This window comes from Rhizobium etli CFN 42, assembly GCF_000092045.1.
Taxonomy (GTDB): domain Bacteria; phylum Pseudomonadota; class Alphaproteobacteria; order Rhizobiales; family Rhizobiaceae; genus Rhizobium; species Rhizobium etli.
In genome coordinates, this window is the sequence record NC_007761.1 from 2,276,269 (window position 1) to 2,296,147 (window position 19,879).

General features: G+C 64.4%; 15 protein-coding genes and 1 pseudogene. 7 read left to right on the forward strand and 9 right to left on the reverse strand.

Annotated elements, in window-relative coordinates; translation table 11 throughout:
• The first annotated feature begins 177 nt into the window (after positions 1–177).
• The 5 genes from RHE_RS11115 to RHE_RS11135 are packed head-to-tail and all read left to right on the forward strand — an operon-like array spanning position 178 to position 5,636.
• Positions 178–2,070, forward strand: coding sequence for a peptidylprolyl isomerase (locus RHE_RS11115; protein WP_042118491.1), 1,893 nt, complete (start codon positions 178–180; stop codon positions 2,068–2,070).
• Positions 2,071–2,078: 8 nt separating this feature from the next.
• Entirely contained in the window at positions 2,079–3,095 is a 1,017-nt protein-coding gene (trpD, locus tag RHE_RS11120; protein ID WP_011425437.1) for an anthranilate phosphoribosyltransferase, read from the forward strand.
• A 9-nt stretch (positions 3,096–3,104) separates the two neighbouring features.
• On the forward strand, positions 3,105–3,917 hold the full coding sequence (gene trpC / locus RHE_RS11125) for an indole-3-glycerol phosphate synthase TrpC (protein WP_011425438.1): 813 nt from the start codon (positions 3,105–3,107) through the stop codon (positions 3,915–3,917).
• Position 3,918: 1 nt separating this feature from the next.
• Complete coding sequence (moaC, locus tag RHE_RS11130; protein ID WP_042118494.1) at positions 3,919–4,416, forward strand: cyclic pyranopterin monophosphate synthase MoaC; 498 nt, start codon at positions 3,919–3,921, stop codon at positions 4,414–4,416.
• Positions 4,413–5,636 carry a molybdopterin molybdotransferase MoeA gene (locus RHE_RS11135; protein ID WP_011425440.1) on the forward strand — a complete coding sequence of 408 codons (1,224 nt, stop codon included), beginning with the start codon at positions 4,413–4,415 and terminating at the stop codon, positions 5,634–5,636. The genes moaC and RHE_RS11135 overlap by 4 nt, the downstream gene beginning before the upstream one ends.
• 18 nt (positions 5,637–5,654) lie before the next feature.
• On the opposite strand, the gene RHE_RS11140 is transcribed toward RHE_RS11135, so the two are convergent.
• From RHE_RS11140 to RHE_RS11160, 5 genes are all read right to left on the reverse strand, one after another.
• A complete protein-coding gene (locus RHE_RS11140; protein ID WP_011425441.1) occupies positions 5,655–6,314 on the reverse strand; it encodes a class I SAM-dependent methyltransferase in 660 nt (219 codons plus the stop codon).
• A 57-nt stretch (positions 6,315–6,371) separates the two neighbouring features.
• Positions 6,372–8,327 carry a DEAD/DEAH box helicase gene (locus RHE_RS11145; protein ID WP_011425442.1) on the reverse strand — a complete coding sequence of 652 codons (1,956 nt, stop codon included), beginning with the start codon at positions 8,325–8,327 and terminating at the stop codon, positions 6,372–6,374.
• A gap of 98 nt (positions 8,328–8,425) precedes the next feature.
• Positions 8,426–10,282 carry a CHASE2 domain-containing protein gene (locus RHE_RS11150; RefSeq protein ID WP_011425443.1) on the reverse strand — a complete coding sequence of 619 codons (1,857 nt, stop codon included), beginning with the start codon at positions 10,280–10,282 and terminating at the stop codon, positions 8,426–8,428.
• The gene (locus tag RHE_RS11155) at positions 10,279–10,806 is read right to left on the reverse strand and encodes a FecR domain-containing protein (RefSeq protein ID WP_011425444.1); all 528 of its coding nucleotides are present in this window, start codon (positions 10,804–10,806) and stop codon (positions 10,279–10,281) included. The genes RHE_RS11150 and RHE_RS11155 overlap by 4 nt, the downstream gene beginning before the upstream one ends.
• A gap of 124 nt (positions 10,807–10,930) precedes the next feature.
• Positions 10,931–12,076 (reverse strand): citrate synthase, encoded by a 1,146-nt coding sequence (locus RHE_RS11160; protein ID WP_042118499.1) that lies wholly within the window; start codon positions 12,074–12,076, stop codon positions 10,931–10,933.
• Positions 12,077–12,160: 84 nt separating this feature from the next.
• Between RHE_RS11160 and RHE_RS11165 the strand changes: the two are divergent.
• Positions 12,161–13,248: pseudogene (locus RHE_RS11165) on the forward strand (citrate synthase/methylcitrate synthase).
• A gap of 58 nt (positions 13,249–13,306) precedes the next feature.
• Here the strand turns inward: RHE_RS11165 and RHE_RS11170 are convergent.
• From RHE_RS11170 to RHE_RS11185, 4 genes are all read right to left on the reverse strand, one after another.
• On the reverse strand, positions 13,307–14,935 hold the full coding sequence (locus RHE_RS11170) for a CTP synthase (RefSeq protein WP_011425446.1): 1,629 nt from the start codon (positions 14,933–14,935) through the stop codon (positions 13,307–13,309).
• Between the two features lie 143 nt (positions 14,936–15,078).
• Complete coding sequence (gene secG, locus RHE_RS11175) at positions 15,079–15,567, reverse strand: preprotein translocase subunit SecG (protein WP_011425447.1); 489 nt, start codon at positions 15,565–15,567, stop codon at positions 15,079–15,081.
• A 118-nt stretch (positions 15,568–15,685) separates the two neighbouring features.
• Entirely contained in the window at positions 15,686–16,456 is a 771-nt protein-coding gene (gene tpiA / locus RHE_RS11180; protein WP_020921334.1) for a triose-phosphate isomerase, read from the reverse strand.
• A 127-nt stretch (positions 16,457–16,583) separates the two neighbouring features.
• A complete protein-coding gene (locus RHE_RS11185) occupies positions 16,584–17,483 on the reverse strand; it encodes a dienelactone hydrolase family protein (protein WP_011425449.1) in 900 nt (299 codons plus the stop codon).
• Positions 17,484–17,701: 218 nt separating this feature from the next.
• On the opposite strand from RHE_RS11185, the gene parE reads away from it, so the two are divergent.
• Positions 17,702–19,789 (forward strand): DNA topoisomerase IV subunit B, encoded by a 2,088-nt coding sequence (parE, locus tag RHE_RS11190; RefSeq protein WP_042118501.1) that lies wholly within the window; start codon positions 17,702–17,704, stop codon positions 19,787–19,789.
• The last annotated feature ends 90 nt before the right edge of the window (positions 19,790–19,879 follow it).

The following is a 19,879-nucleotide window of genomic DNA, read 5'->3' on the forward strand; positions in this document are numbered from 1 at the left end:
GGCCCGAAAGGTTCCGCCGGGAGCCGATCTTTTGTTAGCCGTCAACGCGTTGCGTCGCCCTCGCGGTCATGCGCAGCTTTTCGCGTGACAACCCTTCATTTCCTCACGGCTTTGTTTTAAGGAACTCGCATGTCTGCCCGTGCGCGGGTCAATAAATACTGCGAGGTTTGCGTTTCCATGTTCCATCTTCTGAGAAGAGCTGCTCAGACCTGGGTTGCCAAGCTGCTCCTGCTTCTCCTGGTGGCCTCCTTCGGCATCTGGGGCATATCGCGTGAGCTGATATCAGGCGGCAGCAGCACCACGGTCGTGACCGTCGGCGATCAGAAGGTGGGCGTCACCGAATTCCAGCTTGCCTATCAGCGCCAGGTGACAAGCATCGGCCAGCAGTTCGGCATGCGCCTCACGCCCGAGCAGGCCCGCGCCTTCGGTGTCGAGCAGCAGGTGCTGTCACAGCTCGTTGCCGGCGCCTCGCTCGACCAGCTCGCCGAAGATATGAACCTCGGCCTGTCCGAGGATCGTCTCGCCCAGCTGATTGGCGACGATCCGGCTTTCAAGGCTGTCAATGGCCAGTTCGATCGCGAGTTGTTCGTTTCGCGCCTGCGCAATGCCGGCATCCGCCAGGACGATTACATCAAGGAGCGCAGCAAGGTCGCCGTCCGCAGCCAGATCGTCGATGCCGTTTCCAACGGCTTTACCGCGCCGAAGACGCTGATCGACGCACTGAAGCTCTATGGCGACGAAAGCCGCAGCATCGACTACCTCTTGCTGACCAACGCCAATATCGAGCCGATCAAGGCGCCCGCCGACGACGTGCTGGCGAGCTGGTTCGAAGGTGTCAAGCAGCGCTACCGCGCACCGGAATACCGCAAGCTCATCTATCTCAAGCTGCAACCGGCCGATATCGCCGACGCCGCGACCGTTACCGACGACCAGATCCGCGAAGCTTTCGAGAAGGGCAAGGATAGTTATCGCACGCCGGAAAGCCGGACGATCGAACAGCTGACCTTCGCCAGCAAGGATCTCGCCACCGCCGCCGAAACGGCGCTTAAGGGCGGCACCAGCTTCGACCAGCTTCTCACCGACCAGGGCAAGACGGCAAGCGACGTGCTCCTCGGCGAGTTCACCAAGGACAAGGTTCCCGACCAGGCCGTCGCCGATGCCGCCTTTGCCGTGTCGAAGGATGGCGGCACGACGCCTGTCGTCGACGGCTCGTTCGGCCCGGTCATTCTGCGCATCACCAACATCAAGCCGGAAACGGTCAAAAATTTCGACGAGGTGAAGGAAGACATCCGCAAGCAGCTGGCGCTTTCCAACGCTTCTCAGGAAGTGATCAACGTTCATGACCGTATCGAGGACATGCGCGCCGGCGGCTCCACGCTCGAGGATATCGCCGGTCAGCTGAAGCTCAAGGCGGTGACCGTCGACGCCGTCGATGCGACCGGCGTCGACAAGGACGGTAAAGAGGTCAAGGATCTTCCCGCCAAGCAGCAGCTGCTCGGCGAAGCCTTCAAGACCGAGGTCGGCGTCGATGCCTCGCCGCTTCCGATCGGCAATGACGGCTATGTCTGGTTCAACGTCCGCGAAATCACGCCGGACCGGGACCGCCCGATCGCGGAGGTGCGCGAGAAAGCCGTCGAGGACTGGACAGCAGAGCAGCAGAAGGCCGAACTCGCCAAGAAGGCCGAGGAATTGAAGGCCCAGGCGCAAAAGGGCGCCGCCCTTGCCGACATTGCGGCGCCGCTCGGCATCGCCGTCGAAAGCAAGAGCGGCATCACCCGCTCCACCGATGATCCGGTTCTCGGACGCGCCGCCGTCAAGGCCGCCTTCTCCGGCCCGGTGGATACGGTTGCAAGCGCGGTCGGCGCCGATCCCTCGACACAGATCCTGATGAAGGTCACCGAGGTCAACAGCCAACCGACCAGCGACGTGCTGAACAACCGCGACGCCCAGCTCACCGCCATGGCCAATGCCGCCGGCGATGATATTCTCGACCAGATGGTCAACCTGCTACAGACGCAGTATGGGGCTTCGATCAACCAGACGCTCGCCGAACAGGCGACGGTCCGCTAGGAGGTTTTATGACCGATCTGAAGCCGTTCCTGGCCAAGGTAGCGAGCCGCGAGCCGCTGACGCGTGACGAGGCCCGTGCCGCCTTCGACATCCTGATGTCGGGCCAGGCAACGCCCTCGCAGATCGGCGGCTTTCTGATGGCGCTGCGCGTGCGCGGCGAAAGCGTCGACGAGATCGTCGGCGCCGTCACCACCATGCGGTCGAAAATGCTGACCGTCGAGGCGCCGGCCGATGCGATCGACATCGTCGGCACCGGCGGCGACGCCAGCGGCACCTATAATATTTCGACGCTGGCGGCGCTGATCGTTGCCGGCGCCGGTGTGCCCGTCGCCAAGCACGGCAATCGGGCGCTGAGCTCGAAATCAGGCGCGGCGGACAATCTGTCGGCCCTTGGCGTCAATATCGATGTCGGTCCCGAGATCATCTCCCGCTGCATCGCCGAGGCCAGCGTGGGCTTCATGTTCGCCCAGCTTCATCATTCCGCCATGCGCCATGTCGGCCCGTCCCGCGTCGAACTCGGCACGCGCACCATCTTCAACCTTCTCGGGCCGCTCTCCAATCCGGCCGGTGTGCGCCGCCAACTGCTTGGCGTCTTCTCGCCGCAATGGCTGGTGCCGCTGGCCGAAGTCATGCGCGATCTCGGCTCCGAATGCGTCTGGGTCGTCCACGGCGACGGTCTCGACGAAATCACCACAACAGGCATCACCAAGGTTGCCGCGCTCGAAGACGGCAAGATCCGCAGCTTCGAGCTGTCGCCCGCCGACTTTGGAGTCAGCCCCTGCGTGCTCGCCGATATCAAGGGCGGCGATGGTGTCGCCAATGCTGCAGCGCTTCGCGAGGTTCTCGGCGGCGCGAAAAACGCCTACCGCGATGTTTCGCTGGCCAATGCGGCCGCCTCGCTCGTCATCTCGGGCAAGGTCGAAACGATCCGCGACGGCATGAAGCTTGCCGCGCATTCGCTCGATAGCGGCGCCACCGCGCTCGCTCTCGACAAACTCATCGCCGTTTCCAACGATATCGATTAGGATTGCCGGATGAGCGATATCCTGAAGAAGATCGAACTCTACAAGCGCGAGGAAATCGCCGCCGCCAAGGCGGCAGTGTCGCTGGCCGACCTGAAGGCGATGCAGGCGGGGCAGTCCGCGCCGCGCGGTTTTTATCAGGCCCTCACGGCCAAGCGTGAGGCTGGCCATTTCGGCCTGATCGCCGAGATCAAGAAGGCAAGCCCGTCCAAGGGCCTCATTCGTCCGGATTTCGATCCGCCGGCGCTGGCCAAGGCCTACGAAGCCGGCGGCGCAGCCTGCCTTTCCGTGCTCACCGATACGCCAAGCTTTCAGGGTGCACCGGAATTTTTGACGGCGGCGCGCGCTGCCTGCGCCCTGCCCGCTTTGCGCAAGGACTTCATGTTCGAGACCTATCAGGTGCATGAGGCCCGAGCCTGGGGCGCCGATTGCATTCTGCTGATCATGGCGTCGCTGACCGACGACGAGGCTGAGCGTCTGCAGGACGAATCTTTTTCGCTCGGCATGGATGTACTGGTCGAGGTTCACGACGCGTCGGAAATGGAACGTGCGCTGAAGCTGTCCTCGCCGCTTATCGGCATCAACAACCGCAACCTCAGGACTTTCGAAGTCGGCCTGACGGTCAGCGAGACGCTTGCCTCCATGGTTCCTGACGACCGGCTCCTCGTCGGCGAGAGCGGCATCTTCACCCATGCCGATTGCAAGCGCCTGCAGGCCGCCGGCATCAATACCTTCCTGGTCGGCGAAAGCCTGATGCGCAAGGACGACGTGACGGCCGCTACCCGCGCGCTGCTCGTCGGCGAAGCGGCAATCGCGGCCGAATGAGATGAGCGGCGGTAAGCCCGGCCTCACCCATATCGATGCGTCAGGCGAGGCGCATATGGTCGACGTCTCCGACAAGCCCGAAACCGTTCGCGTCGCCACCGCCGAAGGCCATGTGAGAATGGCGCCTGAAACGCTCGCGCTCATCCGTCAGGGCAGTGCCAAGAAGGGCGATGTCATCGGCACGGCGCGCTTGGCCGGCATCATGGCGGCAAAACGCACCGCCGATCTGATCCCGCTCTGCCATCCGCTGATGTTGACGAAGGTCACCGTCGAGATTGAGGAAGATGCCGCCCTGCCCGGCCTGCGCGTCACGGCAACCGCCAAGCTGACCGGCAAGACCGGTGTCGAGATGGAGGCGCTGACCGCCGTCTCGGTCGCCTGCCTGACGATCTATGACATGGCCAAGGCCGCCGATAAGGCGATGGAGATCGGCGGCGTCAGGCTGCTCGAAAAATCCGGCGGCAAGTCAGGCGACTTCCGTCATCCGGAGGCAAGATGAACCTTCTGCCGGTCGCCGAGGCACAGAACCGCCTACTCTCTCGGGCAAAGCCGGTCACAGCATTCGAGAGCCTGCCGCTCGCCGAAGCAGAGGGCCGCGTCCTTGCCGTCGATCTCACGGCGGGGCTGACACAGCCACCCTTCAATGCATCGGCGATGGATGGCTATGCGCTGCGCCGAGACGACGCGCCGGAGCCGGGTGCCGTGCTGAAGGTCATCGGCACCTCGGCGGCTGGCCACGGCTTTGCGGGAAACGTCGGCCACGGAGAAGCCGTCCGCATCTTCACCGGCGCGCCCGTTCCGCCAGGCGCCGACAGCGTCCTGCTGCAGGAGGATGCTGAGAAGATCGAAGGCGGCATCCGAACGAATTTCCCCGTCCGCCAGGGCCAGCATGTGCGTCCCCGCGGCCAGGATTTCGTCGAGGGTGAAGCTGTGCTGTCGGCCGGCACCGTGCTCGATTTCTCGCGGCTGACGGTCGCAGCCGGCATGAACCGGCCCGATGTCGAGGTTCTCAAACGCCCGCTGATCGCTATCCTCGCAACCGGCGACGAACTGCTGCCGCCCGGAAGTACGCCCGGCCCTTCGCAAATCATCGGGTCCAATACCTTCGGTGTCGCAGCCCTCGCCCGCAAGGCCGGCGCCGATGTGCTCGATCTCGGCATCGTCCCGGACGACCAGGCGAGGATCACCGCGGCGATCGAGATGGCGCGCGCTGCCGAGGCCGATGTCATCGTCACCCTCGGCGGCGCTTCGGTCGGCGACCATGACCTGGTCCAGGCGACGCTGATCGAGGCCGGCATGCAGCTCGATTTCTGGCGCATCGCCATGCGTCCCGGCAAGCCGCTGATGGTCGGCAGCTTCGGCGAGACGCATGTGCTCGGCCTGCCCGGCAATCCGGTCTCGAGCTTGGTCTGTTCGCTGCTGTTCCTGGAGCCGCTGATCCGCAAGCTCGCCTCCCTGCCCCCGGTGCGACGCGAGGCAATGGTGGAGGCAGCCGTCACGCTGCGCGCCAATGATCACCGGCAGGACTATATCAGGGCGAAGCTTACGAAGTCTGCTTCCGGAAGCTGGTTGGCCGAACCGTTCGGCAAGCAGGATTCCTCAATGATGAAAGTGTTCGCGCAAGCCGACTGCCTCATCATCCGCCCGCCGCATGCGCCGGAGCTGTCGGCTGGAGCACCGTGCTCGGTCATGCTGCTGCGGCCGGATCTTCTGGTGTAGTTCAGACTTTCAGCTGCTTCAGGAAAGGGAAAAAACGCCCGCCTGCACCGCCCCGTCGCTGAACCCAGCCCCAAAATCCGAAACCGCATGCGTCGCAATTTGCTGAAGTGCGCCCTGCGGCAGGTAGGCGCGATGCGGATCGCCGATTAGCACCTCGATGCCGGCGGTCTGGCAACGCCGCAGGAAAGCCGTCACCCGCACGGCAAGTGTGGGGTCATAGAACAGGTCGCCGACAAGGAGGAGATCAGTCTCCTTCGGCGGTGGTGCCGCGATGATATCGGCGGCGACGGCAATGATGTCCACGCTGTTGAGCGTCGCGTTAAGGCCGATTGCGGCGATGGCATTAGCATCGACATCAATCGCCGTCACGGCGGCAGCCCCGGCCTTGGCTGCCGCGATGGCGACGAGCCCGGAGCCGGCCCCGAGATCAAGGACGCGGCGGCCGGCGACCAGTTCCGGGCGATCGAGCAGATGGCGGGCAAGCACGGCGCCACCGGCCCAGGGATAGGCCCAGTAAGGTGGCGGAGCAGTTTCGCCACGGCCGGCGAGCCGCCAGAGCCCGCTCGCGGGTCCCGCTGTGTGAAGCAGAATCTCAGGAATGGAGGGAACCGTCGAGATCGGCAGATTGGCCTGGATGAAGGCGGCCGGATCGAGACGCGACGTGCCAGGGCTTTTCATCGCCGTCTGATCCCTCCGATTATGAAATCCACCAATTCGGCGCCGCTACCTGCGCAATCAGCCGGGCTTCTTCTTGGAGAACTTGTTCTTCGGTCCGGCGCCGCCTTTGCCCTCAAATTTGCCGCCCTCGAACTTCGGCTTGTCATATCTGGGCTTGTCGGACTGCGGGCCATCGAAGCCAGGCTTGCCGGGTTTCTTGCTCCACGGCTTGCTGTCGCGTCGCTCCTGGCCGGCATTGTCAGTTGCAGCATATCCGCCGCCCGAACCCTTGCCGAACTTCTTTTTCGGCCGCTCGTCGCGGAAGGCTTCGCCCGGCCGTTCGTCACGCGACGACTTGCCGGCATAGGGCTTCGGCGCCGCCGCGCGGCTGAAATCCGGCGTGCCGGAAAGCCTGGTGACGCGGATGCCGCGTTCGAGCGTCTTGTTCGGCCCGAGAGCCTCCTGGAAGCCGTCGGCGCTTGCTACGGCGATCTCGACATAGGTTTCCTCGGGCTGCATCTTGATCGCGCCGATCTCGCGCTTCGTGACGTTGCCATTGCGGCAGAGCATCGGGATCAGCCAGCGCGGCTCGGCATTCTGCTTGCGCCCGACCGAGACGGAGAACCAGACGCTGGGGCCGAAATCCTCGCGCGGTCCCTTCTGCGCCGGCTCATAAGATTCGGCATTGTCGCGGCGCTTGCGGCTGCCCCCGTCCTGCACGGTGACCTCGATCAGGTCCTCCGGCGCCGAATGATTAGTGCGATAAAGACGCAGGAAAGCGGCTGCGAGCTTTTCGGCGCCGTGGCTGGAGAGAAGCTGCTGCACCAGCCCCTGCTCTTCCTCCTGCGGAGCGTCGTGAAAAATCGGATCGGCGAGCAGCCGCTCGTCATCGCGCTCGTTCACTTCCTCGGCCGAGGGCGGCCGCGCCCAGGCGGCCGAAATACCGGCATTCTCGAGCAGGCGCTCGGCCTTGCGTCGTGCATTCAGCGGCACGATCATGGCGCTGATGCCTTTGCGCCCGGCCCGGCCGGTGCGGCCGCTCCGATGCAGCAGCGTTTCCGGATTGGTCGGCAGGTCGGCATGGATGACGAGATCGAGGCCCGGCAGATCGATGCCGCGGGCGGCGACGTCGGTTGCGATGCAGACGCGGGCGCGCCCGTCGCGCATCGCCTGCAGCGCATGACTGCGTTCGTTCTGCGTCAGCTCGCCGGAAAGCGCCACGACCGAAAAATTGCGGTTGTTGAAGCGCGCGGTCAGATGATTGACGGCGGCACGCGTCGAACAGAAGACGATGGCGTTGGTCGCTTCGTAATAACGCAGTACGTTGATGATCGCGTTCTCGCGGTCGCTCGGGGCCACCATCAGCGCGCGATATTCGATGTCGACATGCTGCTTTTCCTCGGCCGCAGTGCTGATGCGCACCGCATCGCGCTGATAGCTCTTGGCAAGCTTGGCGATCGCTGCCGGGACGGTTGCAGAAAACATCAGCGTCCGGCGCTCGTCCGGCGCTGAATCGAGAATGAATTCCAGGTCCTCGCGGAAGCCGAGATCGAGCATTTCGTCGGCCTCGTCGAGCACGGCGGCCTTCAGATCCGACATGTCGAGCGCCCGGCGGCGGATATGGTCGCAGAGCCGGCCAGGCGTGCCGACGACGATATGGGCGCCGCGTTCCAGCGCTCGGCGCTCGCTGCGGATGTCCATGCCGCCGACGCAGCTGGCGATCACCGCGCCGGTCATCTCGTAAAGCCATTCGAGTTCACGCTTTACCTGCAGGGCAAGCTCGCGCGTCGGGGCGATGACGAGGGCGAGCGGCGCTCCGGCGTTGCCGAAGCGCTCGTGGCCGTCGAGCAACGTCGGCGCCAACGCCAATCCGAAGGCGACAGTCTTGCCGGACCCGGTCTGGGCCGAGACCAGCGCGTCGGAAGCGGCCAGCGCCGGATCGAGCATCGCCTGCTGCACCGGGGTGAGTTCGGCGTAACCGCGCTTCTGCAACGCCTTGGCGATCGCCGGAACGACGCCGTTAAATTCTGTCATGAGTTCGATCTTTCGGAGCTGTCAGGCGCGAAATGCGCCATGGCCGGAGCCAGCCGGCGGGATATTTGCGTCGTTCCTAGCCGCTCCCGCTGCGATTGTCAAAGCGTGCGGCTGCGCCACAGCCAGGCGTCGATATGGCTTGCCCGGCCGCGCAGTTCCGTTTCCAGCGGCCCTTCTATCCGGCCTGATTTGAGGAGCACGCTGTCCGGACCTGCGGCGCCGACGATTTCGGCGCTGAGCGCCAGCTCGACGCCATGGCGGGCGGCGACCTCCATCAGGCGGCTCCCGACGTTAACCGTATCGCCCGCCGCCGTGATCTGCTGCCTGTCGCCGGTGCCGAGCCGCGAGGCGACGATCGGCCCGCAATGGGCGCCAACCTTGAAATCGATTTTCTTCCCGGCAAAGCCCCCCTGCGTTCGAAGCCAGGCGCGGGTGCGCTCGCAGAGCCTGACCGCGCAGGCGATAGCCCGGGCGGCATCGTCGTCGGCGGCTTCCGGCAGGCCGAACAGGATCATCGCCCCGTCGCCCATGAAGCTGGTGATGGCGCCGCCATGGGCGCGCGCCTCCTCATCGATGATTTCGAAGAAACCGCTCAGCATTTCGCTCACCTTGACCGGGCCGAGGGCTTCGCTGAGGCCGGTGAAGCCCGAGAGATCGATGAAAACGACGGCGGCGTTCTGGCGCACCGGGGCGGCCAGGAAATTCGGATGGCGCGCCAGCCATTCGCCGAGGCCGGGCGCCTCGATGCGCTGCAGCAGCGCGCTCTGTTCGGCGAAATGGCGGGCGCGGCCGCGGTCGAGCCAGAGCTCGGCTGCACCGAAGATCAGGCCCGGTGGCAATGCTGCGGCGATCGGCAACGCGGCACTCAGCCAATAGCCATGCGCAAACGCCGCCAGATTGAGCATTGCCCAGACGACGAGCGCCAGCACGATGATGGCATAGCCCACAGCACTGCGCCGCCAGGCGGTCAGCGAAACCAGCGTGATCGCCAGCCCGACGGCGATGGCGGCATCGATCAGTCTGATCCTGTGGTCGCGCACCATGCCGTCGCCGGTGACGAGATGGGTGATCGCGGTCGACATCACCTCGACGCCCGGCATGACGGGATCGAAGGGCGTCGGGAAGACGTCGCCGCCGCCGGTGACGGTCGAGCCGATGACGACGATGCGGCCGGTGACCGCGTCCGCTCCCAGCTTGCCGCCAAGCGCGTCGGCGGCGCTTGACGTGGTGATACTGCCGCGCCCGCCATAGAAGGTCACCGGCAGGCGCTGGCCGATATCCGTGGGAATGCGCAATGTCCCGAGCATGATCGCATCGCGTTCGATGCTGGGGTCGACACCGAGCGCCACCGAGGCGGCACGCAGCGGAAAAGCCGGATCCAGCCGGTCTGCGGCGCGCGAGATCAGCGGAATGAAACGCGGCGTGCCGGTCTGGTCGGTGGCGACGTTGACGACACCGACCGCGGCCGCGCTGGCAAAGCGGGGAAGCGGCAAGAGAAGCTGATCTGCTTCAGGGATGGCGGCAAGCGGATCGTCCGCCAAGTCGGTGACCCGCTGCCGGCTCTGCGCAAAGGTGGCCGCCGCCGCAATAACGCTCGGTCCCTCTCCAAGGGCAGCGGTCAGCGCAGCATCGCCCTCCTCCGGTCCCGGATCGACGAGCAGGATGTCGAGCGCCAGGGCCTTTGGCTTCAAAGCGTTGATTGCATTGACCAGGCGCGCCAGTGTCGCCCGGTCTAGGGGATAGCCGTGGGTCGCCGCCGTACGGTCGTCGATCGCGACGATCGAGACGACGGAAGGCGGTGCTTTCGCCCCGACGACGATGCTGCGAATGTCGGCGAGCGAGGCCTCCATCCGATCGAGGAGGCCTATCCCGCCATTGAGATTGAGATAGCCTAGCGCCGCGCCCCAAAGACCGGCGAGCAGCAGCGCGATCACCGTCAGCAGGCGATGACTCATGGCATCTGTTGGCCGAGCCGGGCGAGAAGGGCGGCCACACGCGGTGCGGGCCAGCGGCGCACGACCAGCGGTTCGGTTCCGCTGCTAACATCGACGCCCTCGCCCGATGACAGCACCACCGGCTCGCCGGCAGGCCGGCGGACGGCCACGCTGCCTCTGACGACGAAGACCGAGGTCTTGCCGCCTGCGACGTCGACAGCCCATTGTGTGCCGCGCACGGCAGCGATCGCCTGCGGTGTCACCACCTGGAAACCACCGGCATGCTGACTGCCGTCGACATCGACGAGAATGGCCTTGCGCCGCACCGAGGCCGAATCGGGACTGCCGTCACGGTTGCGGTCGGAGAGTTGGAAAGACGCGCCGGCCTCCGCCGTCACCTTGACGCCACCAGGGCAACTGAGCGTCTGGCGGGCGCCGGCATCGCGCGAGATCGCGCAGCCCGCAGATTGCGCGAGCGCCGCGTCATGCGGAATGAGGCCGGCAACGAGCGCGGCGGCAAACAGCTTGAGAAACGTCATATTCATGGAAAGCCCCCGTGACCGTGCGGAACTGCTTCTGCGAAAGCACCCGCCAACCGTCTTCTTCCATGCGAGGCATGATAGCCGAATTCGGACATTTCCATAGGCGAAAAAAGCAGGCCGCGCATCCTCAAGTGCTGCTCTTCATATAGGGCACCGGTCCGGTATACCGTGCCCGTGGCCGGATCAATTCGCCGCTTTCGATCTGCTCCATCGCATGCGCAAGCCATCCGGTGCAGCGTGCAAGCGAAAAAATGACGATCGGCGCCTCTCTCGGCAGATCGAAGGCCGCCGCCATCGCGGCAAGTGCGAAATCGATATTGACCTTTTCCCCGACGACCTCCTCGCCCCTCTCCCTGACCTCGGCGAACTCAGGCGGCAGTGAAAATTGCGAAAGCAGCGCCAGCGCCCGGATATCGCCGTCCGGATAGAGCGGGTGACCGAAGGCGGATAAGCGATTGCCCTGTGCAAGGGTGCGGCGGATCGCCTGTGCCGGACCGAGGGTGCAAGCCGCCTCGATCAACGCATCGACGCTCTGCCAGGCGGCGCCATGCAGCGGTCCCGTCAGCGTCGCCAGACCGGAAAGCACGGCGGCCGACAGCGCCGCACCCGATGACGCGGTGACCCGTGCCGCAAAGGCCGAGGCGTTGAGTTCATGATCGGCAAGCAGCACCAGCGCGCGACGCAGGCAATCGCCGGCCTCCGGCCGCTGCCAGCTTGCCGCGAGCCTGAGATGCAGCGGCATCTCCGAAGCGCCGGGCGCCAGCGCATCCGCGATCGTTGCAAGAATCCCATGCGCCTCGCGCCGCAGTACTGTCGGCGAGCGGCCAAGCGACGGCAGGTCCGATGCCACCCGCCCGGCAAGCGCCAGGAACGCGGCCTGAAGCGATGGAAGGCCATCCGCGGTCGCGGTCGAGAAGGCAGGCGTCTCCGCTCCATTCCAAAGCAATGCCGCCGTCTGCTCCAGCGTCGCCGTCTCTGCAAGATTGGCCACGTCCTGGCCGCGATAGAAAAGGTGTCCGCTCGAAACGGTGGAGATTGCCGAGGAGAGAACGGGATCGCCCCAGCGGATTGTCTCGGCCGCGACCGTTTCGGCCTTGCGGCGGCCGGCATGGCGATCGGCAAGCCGCCGCACGTCGGCAGCGTGATAGAGGCTGCGGCGCGGATCGGCGGGATCGCGCTTGGCGCGGATCCGCCCTCGGCTGACATTGGCGTAGAGTGTCTGCGATTTGGTCTTCAGCGCCTGCAGCGCCTCCTCGGCGGTCAGCCACGACATCACAGCCTCACATTGATCAATTACGTCAAGATTGACGTCAATGAAACTAGGTCGGATCATCCGCACGGTAAAGGAGAAAACATCATGCAAAACGGCTTGGAAGACGTCATTGCCGCCGAAACCCAGCTTTCGGATGTTGATGGCGAAGCGGGGCGACTGATCATCCGCGGCGTATCGCTGGATCATTTGGTCGCGGGCGGAACCTACGAGCGCGTGGCAGCCCTGCTGCTCGACGGATTGATGGAACGGAGCTTCGATGAAGCGCAGTTGCGCAATTGGCTGGCGGAAGCCCGAACAAGGACCTTTTTCCATGTCCAGGCCGCCGACGCCGCCTTGCTCGCCCTGCCGCCGGTCGATGCGATGCGGGCGCTGATCGCCAGGCTGCCGGACGGTGAGGATTTCGGCATCGCCCTCGCCCTGCTGGCAGCGCCGGCAGTCTTCCTGCCGGCGATTCTCAGGCTACAGCGCGGTCAAAAGCCGATCGCGCCCGATGCCTCACTACCGCACGCGGCCGATATCCTGCGCATGCTGACCGGACGATTGCCGACCCAAGAGCAGACGGCGGCGCTCGACACCTATCTCGTGACGATATCAGACCATGGCCTCAACGCCTCGACCTTCGCTCGCGCGTCATCGCCTCGACGCAGGCCGGCCTCACCTCTTCGGTTCTGGCGGCGTTGAGCGCGCTGAAGGGGCCGCTGCATGGCGGCGCGCCCGGTCCCGTCCTCGATATGCTGGATGCGGTGGGAACGCCTGATAATGCCGGCACATGGCTTGCCGATGCACTCGATCGCGGCGAAAGGCTGATGGGCTTCGGCCACCGCATCTACCGCGTCCGCGACCCGCGCGTCGATGCGCTTAAAGGCGCGCTGAAGCCTTTGATCGCGTCAGGCCAGGTCGACAGCGCCCGCGGCGAACTCGCCGAGGCGGTTGAAGCCGCCGCATTGGCGATCCTGAAAGCGCGCAAGCCGAACCGGCCGCTCGACGTCAATGTCGAATTCTATACTGCGCTGCTGCTAGAAGCGCTCGGCTTTCCGCGCCAGGCCTTCACCGGCGTCTTTGCGATCGGCCGCACGGTCGGATGGCTGGCGCATGCCCGCGAACAGGCGCTCGACGGCCGGCTGATCCGCCCCCGTTCGGTCTACATCGGACCGTTGCCAGCCGCTGCCTGAAAATGGAATGGCCGATTAGCCAGATCGCGCATAACCGCGCGATCTGGCGCCGCATGCGTCAGACGAGACGGCTCTGTTCGGTCGCCGCTTCGATGAAGCTTGCAAACAGCGGATGCGGGTCGAGGGGCCGGCTCTTCAGTTCCGGGTGATATTGCACGCCGATGAACCACGGATGATCGGGATATTCGATCGTCTCCGGCAGCACGCCATCCGGCGACATGCCGGAGAAAACGAGGCCGCAGCTCTCGAGCCGATCCTTGTAGTCGATATTGACCTCGTAGCGGTGGCGATGACGCTCGGAGATATCCGTCGAGCCGTAAATATCCGAGATCTTCGTGCCCTTCTTCAGCGCCGCCTTGTATGCGCCGAGACGCATGGTGCCACCGAGATCGCCGGCTGCCGTCCGCTTCTGCAGCTCGTTGCCCTTGACCCATTCGGTCATCAGGCCGACCACCGGCTCCTTCGCCGGGCCGAACTCGGTCGACGACGCGTCCGGCACATCAGCGAGATTGCGCGCCGCCTCGATGACGGCCATTTGCATGCCGAAGCAGATGCCGAAATAAGGCACCTTGCGCTCGCGGGCGAAGCGCGCCGCGTGGATCTTGCCCTCGGAGCCGCGCTCGCCGAAGCCGCCCGGCACCAGGATGCCATGCACCTTTTCCAGATAAGGTGCCGGATCTTCCTTCTCGAAGACCTCGGACTCGATCCACTCGAGCTTCACCTTGACGCGATTGGCAATACCGCCATGATGCAGCGCTTCGATCAGCGATTTATAGGCATCCTTGAGGCCGGTGTATTTGCCGACGATCGCGATCGTCACTTCGCCTTCCGGCGTACGGATGCGATTGCAGACCTCTTCCCACTGATCAAGGCGCGGCTTCGGCGCCGGCTCGATCCCGAAGGCGGCGAGCACTTCGTCGTCGAGGCCTTCCTTGTGGTAAGCCATCGGCACGTCATAGATATTGGCGACATCGAGCGCCTGGATGACGGCGGACGGACGCACGTTGCAGAACAGCGAGAGCTTGCGGCGCTCGGCCTCTGGGATTTCGCGGTCGGCGCGCACAAGCAGGATATCGGGGTGAATGCCAAGCGCCTGTAGTTCCTTCACCGAATGCTGGGTCGGCTTGGTCTTGAGCTCGCCGGCCGCCGGGATGTAAGGCATCAGCGTCAGATGGACATAGACGGCGGTGCCGCGGGGCAGATCATTGCCGAGCTGGCGGATCGCCTCCATGAAAGGCATTGCTTCGATATCGCCGACCGTGCCGCCGATCTCGCAGATGACGAAATCGTAGTCCTGATTGCCCTCGGTGACGAAATCCTTGATCTCGTTGGTGACGTGCGGAATGACCTGCACCGTCGCGCCGAGATAGTCGCCGCGGCGCTCCTTATCGATGATGTTCTTGTAGATGCGGCCGGTGGTGATGTTGTCGGTCCTGGTCGCCGAACGCCCCGTGAAGCGTTCGTAGTGGCCGAGATCGAGATCGGTTTCCGCGCCGTCGTCGGTGACGAAGACCTCGCCGTGCTGGGTCGGGCTCATCGTGCCCGGGTCCACGTTCAGATAGGGATCGAGCTTGCGAAGCCGGACCCTATATCCACGGGCCTGCAGCAACGCTCCGAGAGCCGCGGCCGCAATTCCTTTTCCGAGGGAGGAAACCACGCCGCCAGTGATGAATACGTATCGCGCCATGGGATTCACCGGATACCTTTTCAAAAACGATTCCGCCAGCCCCAAAAATTCTTTTCCGGAATTTTCGGAGGGTGGCGCGGAATCTGAACAAAAGAAAACCGGCAGACCCGAGGGCCTGCCGGCGGTTTATGTCAAAGATCGGTTTACTGTCCCGTCGGGACGCCGGAAGGCTGAGCCGGCGCCGGCGCGGCCGGAGCTGCGGGCGTTGCCGGGGCAGTTGCTGCCGGAGCAGTCGTTGAAGGCGCGGTGGCTGCCGGAGCCTGTGGTGCGGGCGCAGCCGCACCACTGCTCGGAACGCCATTGCCGGCCGGCTGGCTCGCCGGAGCCTGTGCACCGCCGCCGAGCGAATCGAGAATGCCGTTGCCCTGGCCGCTCGTCGCGGGGATGCGGTTGAGGATGTCGCTCGGACGACCCTCGTAACGCGTCAATATGCCGAGGCCAAGCGAGGTCAGGAAGAACAAGGTCGCAAGGATCGCGGTTGTACGGGTCAGCGCATTGGCCGTGCCGCGGGCCGACATGAAGCCCGAACCGCCGCCGATGCCGAGGCCGCCGCCTTCCGAGCGCTGGATGAGCACGACGCCGACGAGGGCGAGCACAATCATGAGATGGATGACAATCAATACTGTCTGCATGGGTCCAGTCCTGCCCGTGTGGAGACGGACATAAATATGAATTCTGGCGGCTCTTTACATGAGGCTCTCGCCTATTCCAAGCCCTTCTGCCGGAATAAACCGAGCTATGAACAATGCGTCAGGCGAGCAGCGCCTCATAGGCCCGGTAAATGGCGAGGAAGTCGGCGGCTTTCAAGCTCGCTCCGCCGATCAGCGCGCCGTCGACATTGGCGATGCCCAACAGTTCCCCGGCATTGGCGGGCTTGACGGAGCCGCCATAGAGAAGCCGCATCTTGCGGCCTTCGTCGCCGAAGCGGGAGACGAGCTCCGCACGCATGAAGGCATGCGCCTTCTCGACATCCCCTGATGTCGGCGTGACCCCGGTGCCGATCGCCCAGATCGGCTCGTAGGCGATGACTGTGTTTTCGGCTGTTGCGGCATCGGGAACCGAGGCGGAAAGCTGGCGCTTGATGACGTCGAGCTCCTGCCCGGCGCGGCGTTCGTCAGCCGTCTCGCCGATGCAGATGATCGCGGTGAGCTCGGCAGCGAAAGCCGCCTCCGCTTTAGCGCGGACCAGATGATCCGTCTCGGCATGGTCGGTGCGACGCTCGGAATGGCCGACAATCACGTACGTGCCGAAGCTATCGGCGATCATCTCGGCGGAAATGTCGCCGGTATGCGCGCCCGACGGCTTCTGGTGGCAGTCCTGCGCGCCGATCGCCAGCGGGCTGTCGGTGCAGAGCGCGGTCGCCACGTAGAGCAGCGTCGTCGGCGGGCAGATCAGCGCCTCGACCTTGTCGGCGAGCGGCGGGCGAACACCCTCGGCGATCGCCTTGATCTGATCCAGGGAGGCACGCGTGCCGTTCATTTTCCAATTTCCCGCCACCAGCGGGCGCACGTCAGGTGTCATGCCGGCCTTCCACAAACTTCATATCCCCGGCCGCATTATCAAAAGCTTGCGGCAAAGAAAAGCATCAAGCCCCTGACGTAACGGGAATCTCTGCGATCTCGGGCATATTTCTGCCGTAAGACGGCCGTTATGCGGCAAGAATCCAGTTCAGGACCCTGCGCCAGTCGATCATTCGGATCGGCGTTCCGTGATTACCTGTCTGAAATAGCGTGAAGCGCGTCGGATATTTTGCCTTGCGCAGGCTCTCGAACAGCGCCTGCTGGTCTGTCGCCGCATAGACCGGATCGCGGCTGCCATGCGCGAACCAGAGCGGCAGCTTCGCCTTGCAGAAGGCGCTTCTGGCGAAATCCGTATCGGTGACGCCGCTCAGAATCAACATGCCCTTCAACCGCTTGACGCTGACCTCGTCACGCGCGATGCCCCAGCAGACCTGACTGCCCATGGAGGCGCAGGACAGGATCACCGGCCGGCCGGGCGATTGCGCGCTGGCATAGCGGATGAGGCCTTCGATCGCGGCAACGCCGTTGCTGTCGAAGCTCCTGACCGTCGGCGAATAATAAACCCCGCCATTGCCGGCGACGAGGTTTTTCAGCCGGTTGAAATTGCCGCCGAAGCTGTAATCATTGGCCCCGAGCCGGCGGTCGCCGTCGCGGCCATGAATGAAAATCACAGTGAAGGCGGCATTCGCCGCCGGTCCCACCCTGGTGACATCGAGCCTGATGCCGTCGAGTGAAAGGGTTTCATCCGCCTGGGCCTTGCGGATGCCGAGCGCTACATATTTCTGCTGCGCCCGCTTCTCCGGGATCTGGTCGCGGCCGTTGATATCGCGCATCTCGTCATAATCGACGACCTCAAAGGCGCCGCCGTCGCTAGTCTGCAGCACAGACTGCTTCGAAAACAGGTCGTCCTTGAAAGGCGGCAGGGCGTCGGCCGCCCGTGCCGGTCCGCCGGCCGAAAGGATGGTTGCGGACAAGAAAAAGGCCGCAATTACGGTGATAACGGTGCAATCACTTGTGGACATTCGCATGCGGATGGTTTCCTGAAGCCTGCCGCCGCTTGCCATTCCGCGCCCGGCAACGCAAATCATGTGTTAAAGCCGCCAAACCGGCGGTGTCGCGTATTTCGGTGCTTTCTGGCAGAATCTGCCTGATTCGCAAACGTGACATGAAATGCGGTGATTTTGGGCCGGCGGCGGATGCAAGCCCCAAGCCAGACCCAAGACAGGATGAAGATCTGAACGGCCCCATGGACGACAGCAACGACCTTTTTTCCGGACTGCCCCTCTCCGAAAAACGCGAGGAGGCGCAGAAGCCAGCCGCGCCGAGCGAACGTCCGTCGGCGGCCGCCCCCATGACGGCCGTGCCCTCGACGCCGACGCGCCCGGCACCTGTCGCCTCGAACGCGGATGACTATGGCGCCTCGTCGATCCGGGTCCTGGAAGGGCTCGAGCCGGTGCGCATGCGTCCGGGCATGTATATCGGCGGCACCGACGAAAAGGCGCTGCATCACCTCTTCGCCGAGGTCATCGACAACGCGATGGACGAGGCGGTTGCCGGACACGCCAATTTCATCGAGGTGCATCTCGATCTGCAGGGCTATCTCACCGTCACCGACAACGGCCGCGGCATTCCGGTCGAGAACCATCCGCAGGTGCCGGGCAAGTCGACACTCGAAGTCATCATGACCAAGCTGCATGCCGGCGGTAAATTCGACGGCAAGGCCTACGAGACATCGGGCGGCCTGCACGGCGTCGGCGTTTCGGTGGTCAACGCGCTCTCCGACTTCCTCGAGGTCGAGGTGGCGCGAAACCGCAAGCTTTACCGCCAGCGCTTTTCCCGCGGCCTGCCGCAGGGTGGGCTCGAAGAACTGGGCGACGTCCACAATCGCCGCGGCACCCGCGTGCGCTTCCATCCCGACCCCCAGATATTTGGGGACCACATGAAGTTCGAGGCCGCCCGCGTCTTTCGCATGGCGCGCTCGAAGGCCTACCTCTTCGGCGGCGTCGAGATCCGCTGGAGCTGCGAGCCTGGCGTACTGCCGGAAGGGTCGGAGGTGCCCGACAAGGCCACCTTCCATTTCCCCGGCGGCCTCAAGGACTATCTCCAGGCGACGATGGGCAAGGAATTCACCGTCACCCGCGAAATCTTCGCCGGCAAGACGGAGAAGGCCAGCGGCCACGGTTCGATGGAATGGGCGATCACCTGGTATGGCGGCGACCCGCAGGTGCATTCCTATTGCAACACCATCCCGACGCCTGAAGGCGGCACACATGAGGCCGGCCTGCGCATCGCGCTGACCAAGGGCCTGAAGGCCTATGCCGAGCTGACCCAGAACAAGCGCGCTGCCCAGATCACCACCGACGACGTGATGATCTCGGCGGTCGGCATGCTGTCGGTTTTCATCCGCGAGCCGGAATTCGTCGGCCAGACCAAGGACAAGCTTGCGACGGTCGAGGCCCAGCGCATCGTCGAGAATGCGCTGCGCGACCCTTTCGACCACTATCTTGCCGACAACCCGAACGAAGCGGCCAAACTGCTCGACTGGGTGATCGAGCGCGCCGAGGAGCGGCTGCGCCGCCGCAAGGAAAAGGAAGTCAACCGCAAGACGGCGGTGCGCAAGCTGCGCCTGCCCGGCAAGCTTGCCGACTGCTCGCAGAACACCGCCGAAGGCGCCGAACTCTTCATCGTCGAGGGCGATTCGGCGGGTGGCTCAGCCAAGCAGGCGCGCAACCGCGCCAACCAGGCGATCCTTCCGCTCCGCGGCAAGATCCTCAACGTCGCCAGCGCCGGCCGCGAAAAATTCGGCGCCAACCAGCAGCTTGCCGACCTTATCCAGGCGCTCGGCTGCGGCACGCGCTCGAAATACCGTCAGGAAGATCTGCGCTATGAGCGCATCATCGTCATGACCGATGCCGACGTCGACGGCGCCCACATCGCTTCGCTGCTCATCACCTTCTTCTATCAGGAGATGCCGGAACTGGTGCGCGGCGGTCACCTCTTCCTCGCCGTGCCGCCGCTCTATAAGATCACCCAAGGGGCGAAATCCGCCTACGCCCGCGACGACAATCATCGCGCCGAACTGATGCAGACGGAATTCAAGGGCAAGGCCAAGGTGGAGATCAGCCGCTTCAAAGGTCTCGGCGAAATGATGCCCGCCCAGCTCAAGGAAACCACCATGGATCCGGCCAAGCGCACCCTGCTCCGGGTGCTGATCGACGAGGTGGATTTCGAAGGCACCCGCAGCGCCGTCGACGATCTGATGGGCACCAAGCCCGAAGCCCGCTTCCGCTTCATCCAGGAGCGTGCAGCCTTCGCCGAAAACCTTGATATTTAAACACCTCTCAGGCGCGCCGAACGATCTGACAGATACGCCCGGCGCGTCGCATTTTAGCATCTGCGATTTCACGAAACTGAAGCGGACGGC

Coding starts and splice junctions, on each gene's coding strand:
- RHE_RS11145 (WP_011425442.1), bottom strand. CDS start 8,327: ATGACAGAATTTAACGGCGTCGTTCCGGCGATCGCCAAGGCGTTGCAG.
- trpC (WP_011425438.1), top strand. CDS start 3,105: ATGAGCGATATCCTGAAGAAGATCGAACTCTACAAGCGCGAGGAAATC.
- trpD (WP_011425437.1), top strand. CDS start 2,079: ATGACCGATCTGAAGCCGTTCCTGGCCAAGGTAGCGAGCCGCGAGCCG.
- parE (WP_042118501.1), top strand. CDS start 17,702: ATGGACGACAGCAACGACCTTTTTTCCGGACTGCCCCTCTCCGAAAAA.
- RHE_RS11135 (WP_011425440.1), top strand. CDS start 4,413: ATGAACCTTCTGCCGGTCGCCGAGGCACAGAACCGCCTACTCTCTCGG.
- secG (WP_011425447.1), bottom strand. CDS start 15,567: ATGCAGACAGTATTGATTGTCATCCATCTCATGATTGTGCTCGCCCTC.
- RHE_RS11185 (WP_011425449.1), bottom strand. CDS start 17,483: ATGCGAATGTCCACAAGTGATTGCACCGTTATCACCGTAATTGCGGCC.
- RHE_RS11160 (WP_042118499.1), bottom strand. CDS start 12,076: ATGTCGTGGCTGACCGCCGAGGAGGCGCTGCAGGCGCTGAAGACCAAA.
- tpiA (WP_020921334.1), bottom strand. CDS start 16,456: ATGACACCTGACGTGCGCCCGCTGGTGGCGGGAAATTGGAAAATGAAC.
- RHE_RS11170 (WP_011425446.1), bottom strand. CDS start 14,935: ATGGCGCGATACGTATTCATCACTGGCGGCGTGGTTTCCTCCCTCGGA.
- moaC (WP_042118494.1), top strand. CDS start 3,919: ATGAGCGGCGGTAAGCCCGGCCTCACCCATATCGATGCGTCAGGCGAG.
- RHE_RS11150 (WP_011425443.1), bottom strand. CDS start 10,282: ATGAGTCATCGCCTGCTGACGGTGATCGCGCTGCTGCTCGCCGGTCTT.
- RHE_RS11140 (WP_011425441.1), bottom strand. CDS start 6,314: ATGAAAAGCCCTGGCACGTCGCGTCTCGATCCGGCCGCCTTCATCCAG.
- RHE_RS11155 (WP_011425444.1), bottom strand. CDS start 10,806: ATGAATATGACGTTTCTCAAGCTGTTTGCCGCCGCGCTCGTTGCCGGC.
- RHE_RS11115 (WP_042118491.1), top strand. CDS start 178: ATGTTCCATCTTCTGAGAAGAGCTGCTCAGACCTGGGTTGCCAAGCTG.